General features: G+C 47.0%; 8 protein-coding genes. 2 read left to right on the top strand and 6 right to left on the bottom strand.

The genetic code is table 11. The features are described from left to right. Positions 1-227 precede the first annotated feature (227 nt). Positions 228-1,523 carry an MFS family transporter gene (locus HGT71_RS15165; protein WP_214218543.1) on the top strand — a complete coding sequence of 432 codons (1,296 nt, stop codon included), beginning with the start codon at positions 228-230 and terminating at the stop codon, positions 1,521-1,523. 38 nt (positions 1,524-1,561) lie between these two features. Here HGT71_RS15165 and pssA read toward each other — a convergent pair whose 3' ends face one another. The 3 genes from pssA to HGT71_RS15150 all read right to left on the bottom strand — a co-directional run bounded on the left by pssA (position 1,562) and on the right by HGT71_RS15150 (position 6,174). Beyond that, on the bottom strand, positions 1,562-2,917 hold the full coding sequence (gene pssA, locus HGT71_RS15160) for a CDP-diacylglycerol--serine O-phosphatidyltransferase (protein ID WP_214218541.1): 1,356 nt from the start codon (positions 2,915-2,917) through the stop codon (positions 1,562-1,564). 81 nt (positions 2,918-2,998) lie between these two features. Continuing rightward, a complete protein-coding gene (locus tag HGT71_RS15155) occupies positions 2,999-5,452 on the bottom strand; it encodes a bifunctional acetate--CoA ligase family protein/GNAT family N-acetyltransferase (RefSeq protein ID WP_214218539.1) in 2,454 nt (817 codons plus the stop codon). Between the two features lie 32 nt (positions 5,453-5,484). Continuing rightward, positions 5,485-6,174 (bottom strand): tRNA-uridine aminocarboxypropyltransferase, encoded by a 690-nt coding sequence (locus HGT71_RS15150; protein WP_214218537.1) that lies wholly within the window; start codon positions 6,172-6,174, stop codon positions 5,485-5,487. Positions 6,175-6,336: 162 nt separating this feature from the next. On the opposite strand from HGT71_RS15150, the gene HGT71_RS15145 reads away from it, so the two are divergent. Continuing rightward, positions 6,337-7,401 carry a tRNA/rRNA methyltransferase gene (locus HGT71_RS15145; protein WP_214218536.1) on the top strand — a complete coding sequence of 355 codons (1,065 nt, stop codon included), beginning with the start codon at positions 6,337-6,339 and terminating at the stop codon, positions 7,399-7,401. 25 nt (positions 7,402-7,426) lie between these two features. Here HGT71_RS15145 and emrB read toward each other — a convergent pair whose 3' ends face one another. From emrB to mprA, 3 genes are all read right to left on the bottom strand, one after another. Continuing rightward, positions 7,427-8,968, bottom strand: coding sequence for a multidrug efflux MFS transporter permease subunit EmrB (gene emrB / locus HGT71_RS15140; RefSeq protein WP_214218534.1), 1,542 nt, complete (start codon positions 8,966-8,968; stop codon positions 7,427-7,429). 5 nt (positions 8,969-8,973) lie between these two features. Next, entirely contained in the window at positions 8,974-10,143 is a 1,170-nt protein-coding gene (gene emrA, locus HGT71_RS15135; RefSeq protein WP_214218533.1) for a multidrug efflux MFS transporter periplasmic adaptor subunit EmrA, read from the bottom strand. 88 nt (positions 10,144-10,231) lie between these two features. After that, on the bottom strand, positions 10,232-10,756 hold the full coding sequence (mprA, locus tag HGT71_RS15130; RefSeq protein WP_214218532.1) for a transcriptional repressor MprA: 525 nt from the start codon (positions 10,754-10,756) through the stop codon (positions 10,232-10,234). Positions 10,757-10,946 lie beyond the last annotated feature (190 nt).

Below are 10,946 nucleotides of genomic sequence, written 5' to 3'. Positions count from 1 at the left end.
CGCCGATGGTAGTGTGGGGTCTCCCCATGCGAGAGTAGGGAACTGCCAGGCATCCAATAAGTCAAAAAGGCCATCCTCGCGGATGGCCTTTTTGCATTGGGAGCAATTTACACCTATTAATATTGATTAATTCCTCATCTATCAAAAACATCACTTTACTTTGGTTATCAACCTCTTATTCTGATTAGTCACGCTTATAAAAAGTTTACTAATCAGAGGTTCTCGCTATGACAAGAGAAAGGGTGATATCACCAACTACTACATTGAGTGATATCCAGAGAATTAAAGCTATTGTGGGCGCCTCATCAGGAAATTTAGTCGAATGGTTCGACTTTTATGTTTATTCCTTTTTCTCAATCTATTTTGCACATATTTTCTTTCCTCAAGGTGATGCAACAACTCAGTTACTGCAAACAGCAGGGGTCTTTGCCGCAGGGTTTCTGATGAGGCCCATTGGTGGATGGCTGTTTGGATTTATTGGTGATCGGTTTGGCCGTAAAAAATCGATGCTAATATCGGTGTATATCATGTGTTTTGGATCGTTAGTGATTGCCTTTTTACCCGGATATAACCAAATCGGCTTATTCGCACCGATCCTTCTATTGGTTGTGAGAATGTTGCAAGGTCTCTCGGTGGGCGGGGAGTACGGTGCTAGTGCTACCTATATGAGTGAGGTCGCGACGGAGGGAAGAAAAGGATTCTATGCCTCTTTTCAATATGTCACATTGATTGGTGGGCAATTGATGGCGGTACTAACTGTCGTTATTTTACAGCAGCTTATCGATAATGAGAGCTTACGTGCTTGGGGCTGGCGTATCCCGTTCCTAATAGGTGCCGCGTTGTCTATTGTTGCCCTATGGCTGAGAAAGTCGTTACATGAAACCAGTGATGAAACGCAGCGTACTGATAAAAATGCTGGCAGCTTAGTTTACCTCCTCCGTCATCATTGGCGGCCGTTCATTAAAGTTATTGGCATCACCGCAGGGGGATCCTTAAGTTTCTATACCTTTACGACTTATATGCAAAAATATCTGATTAACAGTGTGGGGTTAGATGCCAAAGTCAGTAGCTTGCTTATGACGGGGGCTTTATTAATATTTATGGTGCTTCAACCCATAGCAGGAGCGCTATCAGATAAAATAGGCCGTAAAGCTTCAGTTATCATCTTTGCTGTCGGCCTAATGTTATTCACAGTACCGATCATGGTTTATCTAACCTCAGTCTCCAGTCTAGTCGTTATTTTCTTACTGATATTTGTTGCACTAGTCATCTGTAGTTTCTATACGGCAGTCAGTGGATTATTAAAAGCAGAGCTCTTTCCACCGCAACTTCGCGCACTCGGTGTGGGGCTACCTTATGCTATAGGTAACGCAATATTTGGTGGGTCAGCTGAGTTTGTTGCATTAGGTTTGAAGCAAAAAGGGATGGAATCTAGCTTCTTTTGGTATGTGACAGTAATGGCGATTGTCGTATTAGTTATCAGTATGAGTTTACCGAATAAAAAAGCGGTCGAAAAACTGTAAACGACAAGCGATCTGCCAGCATGGCTGGCAGATCGCGGCTACAGTATGCGGCTGATCAGTTTATCGATTCTAATCCGACGTAAACGTCGAATTAGTTTGCGGATTCGATTTGGGTAATCCGCAATACTCTCTAAATTATGAAATTGGCGTAAGATTGTGGTGTGCTCTCTGATTAAGGAGAGTTCTTTACGCTTCTGTTCAGCCAGCTGATGATGAGGGTCGTGCACTAATATTGCATTCTCAAGATCTAAGCGCCAAGCCCTAGGGTTTAAATTATTGCCGGTAAGTAGCATCCACTCCTCATCCACCCAAATACCTTTTAGATGATAGCTGTTCGTACCATCTTTCCATAACCGGACCGTGAGCTTTTCATTATCGAGATAATATTGCAGCCGACTCGCAAAGCGTCGTAAGTTGATCTCGTAAAGATAAGGCAGTGCACCAATGACTTTAAAGGGCTCTTCCGGCGGGATGTAAAAATCGTTTGCCGTTTTATCTCCGACAATAATCTCAACCTCTTTGCCTTGACGGAGCAGACGAATGATATGTCTAACCAAAATAGCAGGTAGGTTGAAGTAAGGCGTACAAATGACCAATTTCTTTTCGGTCGCAGGCATTAAATGAAAAATAGTCTGATTGAGAAGGCTACGTTTACCTAAACCCGCTAGCGGAGTGACCGCCAGTTGTTGTTCATCAGCTAAATCTTCTAGCTCGTAATTAAAGGTTCTCAATTCTTGACGGAAAATCTTGGTCTCATTCTTGATCTCAAGACTGGTCGGGCGATCTTTGAGATCTAATCGGTGTACGGCATCGGATTGCTTAAGATTAATGCTGATCCAATCGAACATGATGTTCGCTAGGGCGGGGTTGTTCATGATTTGGTAGCGATCGTATCGATAACGTTCTTGCTGTTGAAGATAGACGTTATTGATGCTGGCGCCGCTGTAAATCACCGTATCATCGAAGATAAATCCCTTAAGATGCAGTACGCCTAACGCTTCACGTGTATTAACCGGAATACCATAGACAGGGATTGCCAGTTCACCTGCTTGTTCAGCCAATTTACAATACCAATCAGCATTCGTTTCACCCCGCGCCGCGCCGATACGGCCGCGTTGTGCTCTATGCCAATCGACACAAATACTGATATCTAGCTGAGGGTTATTTTGTTTCGCTTGGTAGAGCGCAGCCATGATCGACTGACCTGCTTCATCGTTCTCTAAATAGAGCGCGACCAAACAGATTCTGAATTGAGCCTGAGCTATTTTTTTCAAAAGCGTGTGATGAAACTCTGCTGCAGAGTACAAAAATGAAAAATCAGAGATTGATTGCGGCAATTTTGGTAGTTCTGCAAGGTATCGCTGGTGAGAATTCATTTTATTTTTTGGCAACATCGCATTACGCTTCTTCTATTAGGAATCGAAAAACAGGATAAGACTCGGGAACCTTAACTCGACACTATAGCATCAAAAGGGCTAACTATGGCTATTTTCTCTAGGCGATTCTAACGCTAGACGTAAGGTAACAATACCGTCCTCCACGCTATTTTTGCAGCTAAAGCCAAGTTGTTTAGCCAGAGCGATCATTCCCGTGTTATTCGGCATGGTAATACCATTTAACTGTTGTAAACCATGATCTCGCGTGTAACTGACCATCTTTTCCAATAACATTCTGCCAAGCCCTAAGCGCTTTAGGTCGGAACGTACTAAGATAGAAAATTCGGCATCAATATTATCACTGTCGGAAATGGCTCGCGTTACACCGATAATCGTCTCGATATCGTTCTCTTGAATCACCGCGACAAATGCCATTTCTCGATCGTAATCAATCTGCGTCATATTCGCCAAATCGTCATGGGTGAATTCATTGATCTCACTGAAATAGCGGTAATAAAGATCTTCTTTCGTCACTTGTCCAATAAACGCTAACAATTGGGGTTCATCTTCAGGAAGAATCGGGCGAAACAAGGCCTTCCGACCATCTTTTAATCTTACCCATTGCTCATATTTTTGAGGGTAAGGTCTGATAGCAAGTCGATCTTCACTATCTCCTTGAAAGGTCTGTAAGGAGAGCTTGCCATCGATTAATAGTAATGGCGTCCGTTTAGCCACGAAGAGGTCGAGCTGACAGGTAGTAATTTCCGGACAATCGATGATGAGATCAGAAAGCTGAACGAGGATCTGGCTCAGTTGATAGATCGCTTCTGATTGAACTGTCCAACGGCGAAACATTTTTTGTTGATGAATGCCTTGGGCGATAAGGTGATTCGCTAACGCCATATTCAAGGGTAACAATGATGTTACAGCCTGCCTATCCTCATGCCACATCTCGCTGGGCTCACCCACTAAAATGATAGGACCGAAGAGAGGGTCATGTTGTACCACGATCCGTATCCGTTGTCGGTCTGGTTCCTGAACACCCGCTATACTCTGTTCTGCTTGCAAGAAACCGTAGCCGGCTAACACACGAGCAAAGTCTGCGCCCTGTATCCAAGATAAGCCACTCGCGACCTGCTGTTGTAAATATTCGCGGACATCAGTGCGTCCTAAGGGTTGTACCGCCAGCTTTGCGGGAGTTTCTCTCAGTTGTTTTTGGTTACGATGATAGGCAACTCGGTGCATAAACGCGGTGACTGTTCCCTCGGGGGTCCGCCAAGTAGGGATCCTTGCTTGCGAAAAGAGCGTTCGAGCGCCTTGCGACGAGTACTCCCCGCACCAATTGGTTAACAACGTTTTATATCTAGCGCGCGGATGTTGAGTGTAAAGCTTGGCTAATTGTTCAGCACACTCCGTTGCAGGGGAGACCGCACTCGGCGCATGGATCACCATAATTGCCTCGGCCTCTGGGCTATCGAGTAATATCGCGGTAACGTCAAGATAGAGTTGGGTTGTCGCGTCATCTTTTAGATCAAGAGGATTGGTGACAGGGATATTATCGGGTAACCGTTCGCGTAAACGTTGTGCTGTTGCGGGGCTGAGCTGAAGCAAAGTCCCTTGGCGTTCTTCCAGCACATCTAAGGCCAAAGCTGCCGGGGCAACGCCATTACTGACAATAAATAGCGACTCACCGTTGAAGTGCCGCATATGGCTTAAGGATTCAACCGCCGAGAATAACTCGTGAGAGTCGTAAACCCGCAGCATGCCTGCACGTTGAATTACGGCATCCCAAGTTCCATCGAAGGTCTGTTCGCTGCCCACTAATAGACGAGCTGCACGGCTGCGGCCACTTTTGAACATGACGATAGGTTTATTCCGCGATGCACTGCGCGCCGCAGAGACGAAACGACGTGCATCGTTCAAATGTTCTAGGGCGATTAAAATAGCGTGCGTTTTAGTATCTCGGGCTAAGAAATCGAGTAAGTCGTCACTGTCGATATCTATGCCATTCCCCAAGGCAATAAACCATGAGAAGCCGATTTTCCGCTGTTGTGCCCAATCAAGAATGGTATTAGCGACGGCAGTCGATTGCGCGATAAAGGCAACGTTTCCTCGGGCAACCGGTACAGGGGAAAAGCTTGCATTCAGTCCCTGATGGGGCGCAATTAAGCCTAAGCTATTCGGCCCTAATAATCGCATCTTCCAGCGAGAAGCCTGAGCGACTAGCTCAGAGAAATGTTCTGGCGAGGCCGATAGGATAATACAGCTCCGGCAGCCCTTTTCCCCTAATTCGTCGAGGAGTTGTGCGAGATGCCGAGCATGGGTGCAGAGAATGGCCAAGTCGGGCACGACTGGAAGCGCGGTAATGCTTGGATAGGCCATAACGCCACAGACGGCGGAGTAGTTGGGATTAACCGGTAAGATAGCCCCAGAGAAGCCACCGGCTAAGAGGTTTTTCATCATAAGGTGGCCTGCCCGGCCTACTTTTCGTGATGCGCCAATTACTGCAATGGATTTGGGCTTCAGTAATGCTTCTAATCCGAGTTGACTCATGGCTCCTCCGTTAGCGGTGGCCTATATAATCGCTAAGCTTGTCGTGTATGGATAGGGTGATGGGGTTTACCGGCCAAATAGCGTTCACGAAATAAGGTAAAATGTTGAGATAACTGTTGAGCGGCGGCTGCATCACCGGCCTGGTCCAGTAGCGCAGCGGCAATTTCAGCGGTGCAGTGGTGCGCATCACTATGTGCCTCGCGCAAAGTATATTGGCTGGGCGTTAACACATCGACCGAGATCACCGGAAAGTTCGCCAACCATGGGCTTTTACGAAACATTTTTCGAGCCTCACTCCAGGTACCATCCAACAGAATAAAAAGAGGTGGCTTACCCTCAAGAGGAGGACGGTCTAACACGGTTCTATCGGCTCGCGCATAGCTAGCAGGAAATACCACCATTGGCTGATAATTAGGCGCGATATTTTCAAGAAAATCTTTATCGTCAAAAGCGGTTCTCGACCACTGATAAGCCAAGGTTTCTGGCAGAATATCGGCGATCAGCCTTCCCGTATTACTGGGCTTCATCGGTTCTGTATCGTACATCATTAAACAAAAGCGGCTGCGTGCAACCTGAGGTTGTATTGTAGAACACAGACAATTACGTTGCGGTAAGAGGCAACGTTGACAACGGCTTACACGATTACCGCGTGCAAGAAATGGACGTGTTGCGGCGGCTAAACGTTGAGCGCGGAGCTGTAATACGGCATTACAATGAGTCATAACAGATCGATACTGGATAAAAAATACAGTTTAATGGAGTTGGGCGGGGGATGCTACGCGTGAGCGTTATTTCTGGTAGAGTGATCGTTAATTCACCGATAAAGAAGATAGCTAAGCGCGTAGACATCAGGTAATCTGCGCGCTCAGTAACAGGAGAATGTGATGAACGACGAAAATAAAAGTAAAAGCAGTAAAGTGAAAGTAATGTATGTGCGCGGTGAAGAGGCGTCTTCTTCGCGCAGCAGCGGCAACCCGCGGACGGGTAAAGGTGGTCGCTCAGCAGACCGCAAGGCTCCGACAGATCGTCGTTCATCGTCATCTCCTCGCCGTGATGAGGCCTCTTCACGCCGTAATGACTCTTCCTCTCATCGTAATGATTCGCCATGGCGTACCGTCTCTAAACGTCCTACAGAACAGGCAGAGTCTACCCAAGCATCAGGCGAAGAAGAGGGATTGACGGCTAAAAGTTATATTGACCCGGAACAGCTCCGTCGTCAGCGCCAAGAAGAGACGCGGGTATACGGCGAAAACGCCTGCCAGGCTCTCTTCCAAAGCCGGCCTGAAGCCATTGTGAGAGCTTGGTTCGTGCAGAGTGTCACACCTCGTTTTCGTGAAACCTTGCGTTGGTTAGCGGCAAACCGTAAGGCCTATCATGTGGTCGACGATAGCGAGTTAGCTAAAGCCGCAGGCACAGACCATCATGGTGGCGTATGCTTCATCATTAAGAAACAAACGGGATTAGATGTTGCGGCATGGTTATCGCAAGCAGCAGAACAAGACTGTGTTGTGGCGTTAGAGAACGTAGGTAACCCACATAATCTCGGTGCGATCATGCGCAGCTGTGCCCACTTTGGGGCAAAGGCGATTTTAGTTAATGATGCTAACTTACTCGAATCTGGCGCAGCCGTGAGAACAGCAGAAGGTGGCGCTGAGCACGTACGTGCCGTCACGGCACCATCCTTCCTACAAGGCCTTGATGCCTTCCGCCGTGCTGGCTATAGCATTGTCACGACCTCCAGTCATGAAGGGCAACCTTTGGCCTCCACGACGTTCCCGGCAAAAACTGTTTTTGTTTTAGGGCAAGAAGGGGAAGGGTTACATCAGGATACCTTGCGCCAAGGGGATATTAGTCTCTCTATCGGGGGGACCGGAAATATTGAAAGTTTAAATGTGTCAGTTGCCGCCGGCATTTTGTTAGGCGAATGGTGGCGTCAACAGAAAGCATAAAAAAAGCGCCGAAAGGCGCTTTTTTTTAGTGAGCGCCGCCGCCGCCGCCAGAATGGAAAGGCGGTTTAGCGAACCAAATGACGACTAATAGCATGATGAATATCCCGCCAGCCGCCCAGAAAATCTCATTGGCGGAAATAATCAATCCTTGGTCAGTAATTTGCTGAGCAATATAGCTTGAGGCTTGCTGGTGGCTCATCCCTAAAGATTCCAACTGTTGATAGCTTTGTTGAGCATTAGGATTATAAGCCGTGACCGATTCGGTTAGCTGGCTGTGATGCATCGCCTCTCTATTGGTCCATAGTGTGGTAGTAATAGAGGTGCCTATCGATCCCCCGAGTGTTCGAATAAAATTTGACAGTCCAGAGGCTGCCGCAATCCGATCTGACGAAAGGCCTGACAAGGTAATGGTTGTTAAAGGCATAAAGAAACAGGCTACCGCAAAACCTTGGATAAATTGTGGCCAGGCGGCATCAGCAAAAGTCATCCCAGGTTCAAAGGTATAGGCGCGCCAATAGAAACAAATCGCGTACATAATAAAGCTAAACGTCACGAGATAGCGCATATCGATGCGTGGCGCAAAACGGCCAATGATCGGCGAGAGTATAACCGGAAGTATTCCGACCGGTGCAGAAGCCAAGCCCGCCCAAGTCGCGGTATAACCGAAGACCTCTTGGAGGAGTTGGGGCAGTAGCACGATGGTCCCGAAATAGAGCATGTAGGCTAAGCTAATCGAACCACAGCCAATAGAGAAATTCCGCGATTTAAATAACGACAGATCGATGATGGGATGTTCATCGGTAAGCTCCCAGATAATCAAAATCAGCAAAGCGATGACCGCCACTACCGTAAGGGTGATGATCTCCGTAGAACTAAACCAGTCCAGCTCTTTACCGCGATCCAGCATCACTTGTAAACAGCCAATCCCTAGGGTCAGCATAACTAATCCGACAATATCAATCGGCTGCTTACGGGTTGGTGTCTCGCGGTTACCAAGCGTTTTCAGGGCGAGTACTACCACGACGATACCTATCGGAACGTTGATGAAAAATATCCAGCCCCAATGGTAATTATCGCTGATCCAGCCGCCTAAAATCGGGCCACAAATCGGTGCCACAATCACGGTCATTGCCCATAACGACATGGCCATACTTCGCTTTGCTGGCGGGAAGTTATTGAGTAATAAGCTCTGGGACAAAGGAATTAATGGACCTGCTACTACACCTTGAATGACCCGGAAAACGATCAGCATGGTTAGGGTATTTGACATACCACAAGCCCAAGAAGCGATAGCAAATGCCGCCGTCGACGCAACGAATAGCTTTACCTCGCCAAAACGGCGTGCCAGCCACCCAGTCAGCGGAATTGAGATCGCATTCGCGACACCGAAAGAGGTGATAACCCAAGTCCCTTGAGTGTTCGATGCCCCTAAGTCGCCTGCAATCGTCGGTATCGCGACATTCGCGATGGTTGAATCAAGAACTTGCATAAAGGTCGCCAGCGATAACGCAATCGTCATCAATACCAGTTGTGCGTGTTCTAAAGGCTTTCTCTCATTAGGCGCCATGGTGGTTACCCTGCATTAGCGGCAATGATTCGCTGAATAATGTGATCGGCCTGCTGTAACTGTAAGGTTAATGCATCACTCTCATAAGCAGGAGATTTACGCATCACCGTGGCCAGTGCCTGACCAGAGGTATTACTGACATCGATGGTTACCTGAGTCGAGAGTCCGATGCGTAGCGGATGTCGCTGGAGATCTTGCAGATCTAAGGAGACGCGTACAGGTAAGCGTTGTACCACTTTAATCCAGTTTCCGCTGGCATTCTGCGCGGGGAGCAGAGAGAAGGCACTGCCTGTTCCCATATCCAAACCGACGACTTTGCCATGATAGGTGACTGCATCACCATAGATATCGGCTGTCACGGTGACTGGCTGACCAATGCGTACCTCTGCAAGTTGTGTCTCTTTAAAGTTAGCATCTACCCATAATTCTTGGCTGGGGACGACTACCATCAGCGCGCTACTTGGTGTGATTTGTGCGCCGACTTGTACACTACGGCGGGATACGTAGCCGTCGATAGGACTACGAATATCGGTACGTTGGAGCGCCAGCCAAGCATCTCTGAGTGCGGCAGCACTTTGCTGGATGACGGGCTGCTGATCTAAAGGCGTATTCAATATCATGGCCTGATTCGCATTGAGTTGCTGAATCGCGACGTCGAGAGAGGCTTTAGCGCTGGCGGCGGTATCGCGAGCATGTTGTAACTCTTCTCGACCAATCAATTGGCGTTGGGCGAGGGGTTCACGACGCGCTAAATCAGCTTCAGCCTGATCAAGTGCAGTACGCTTTAACGCGATATTTGCTTGATATTGACGAGTATTAATCATTAATTGACGCACTTGTCGCACACTGCTGGCCAATGCGGTTTCAGCTTTATTCAGTGCTTGATTTGCATCGGTTTTATCTAACGAGACAAGTATATCGCCCTTATGTACCAAGTCGGTATTATCAAACCATACTTTACTCACGCTACCTGAAACCTGAGGGGATATTTGCACCTGATTTCCGGCAACGTAAGCATCATCAGTATCCTGCTGGTGGCTCAACACTAAAAACCAATATAGAGCGTAGGCAATTGCGATAACAATGCAGGCGGCCAGAAGTAGCATTAAAAGAGGTTTACGTTTTTTTCTTGAAGGGGTGTCAGTTGCTGAAGGTGGTTTTTCAACGGAAGTCATAACTTAATCCTGCCATAAAGACTACAAATAAAAAAACACTCCAGCTCAGTGAAGTGTATCAATCGAAAGTATTAATCAGTTTTTATTCTTACTCGGAACTCGGTGGAGAATTATGCGAAAAAGTATCTAAATGATTGAGTAGTTTTCGGTAGATAGATTCCAGTTGGTTTTGCTCTTCTGAAGAAAGAATTCCCCATATTTCTTGGAAACTGTCGTATTGAGGGGGAAGTATCTCGCAAAGAAACTCATAGCCGGCATCAGTAAGGTGGAGATTTAGGCATCGGCGGTCGTTATCGCTTTCACGACGTTCAACCCAACCTCGTTTTTGGAGTTCATCGGCAACGCGTGTTGCATTGGTACGAGAAGAGCCTAATGCAGAGCTTAATTCCGAAGGTTGGATACTTTGGTTTTGGCAAGCATCCAAGGTCAATAATGCATTAAAGATGGTGTCATTAAGCCCACGATCTTTGAGCATTTTATTACGATTTTCAAGAAGCTTGGTTTGAATATGCATATGTAGACGTGTTAACAACACCACACGTACAGGATAATTGTCGTGGCGAAGCGACAAATTAGATAACATTTTCTCAATTGGTTCGAAAGAACTGTCCAAGTCACACCTCATTTTTACAGCTATGTACTAACGACTCGTTACCGCAATGTGCAGACGAAGAGTAATTACCTAACCGTTAACGTTGTCATAGATTGAAACTGATTACCAGCGATAAAATAACTAAGATGACTACTTCAATGCTAATTATCTAGTCGTGTTATAGAGCGCGATAGTATGAACGAGTTAGTGC

It is taken from the genome of Rosenbergiella epipactidis, assembly GCF_018494055.1.
Lineage (GTDB): Bacteria > Pseudomonadota > Gammaproteobacteria > Enterobacterales > Enterobacteriaceae > Rosenbergiella > Rosenbergiella epipactidis.
This window is presented reverse-complemented; position numbering and strand designations above follow the sequence as displayed.

What these genes read in the sequence shown, in the direction of transcription:
- HGT71_RS15165 (WP_214218543.1), top strand. Translation starts at nt 228, where the DNA reads ATGACAAGAGAAAGGGTGATATCACCAACTACTACATTGAGTGATATC.
- pssA (WP_214218541.1), bottom strand. Translation starts at nt 2,917, where the DNA reads ATGTTGCCAAAAAATAAAATGAATTCTCACCAGCGATACCTTGCAGAA.
- HGT71_RS15155 (WP_214218539.1), bottom strand. Translation starts at nt 5,452, where the DNA reads ATGAGTCAACTCGGATTAGAAGCATTACTGAAGCCCAAATCCATTGCA.
- HGT71_RS15150 (WP_214218537.1), bottom strand. Translation starts at nt 6,174, where the DNA reads ATGACTCATTGTAATGCCGTATTACAGCTCCGCGCTCAACGTTTAGCC.
- HGT71_RS15145 (WP_214218536.1), top strand. Translation starts at nt 6,337, where the DNA reads ATGAACGACGAAAATAAAAGTAAAAGCAGTAAAGTGAAAGTAATGTAT.
- emrB (WP_214218534.1), bottom strand. Translation starts at nt 8,968, where the DNA reads ATGGCGCCTAATGAGAGAAAGCCTTTAGAACACGCACAACTGGTATTG.
- emrA (WP_214218533.1), bottom strand. Translation starts at nt 10,143, where the DNA reads ATGACTTCCGTTGAAAAACCACCTTCAGCAACTGACACCCCTTCAAGA.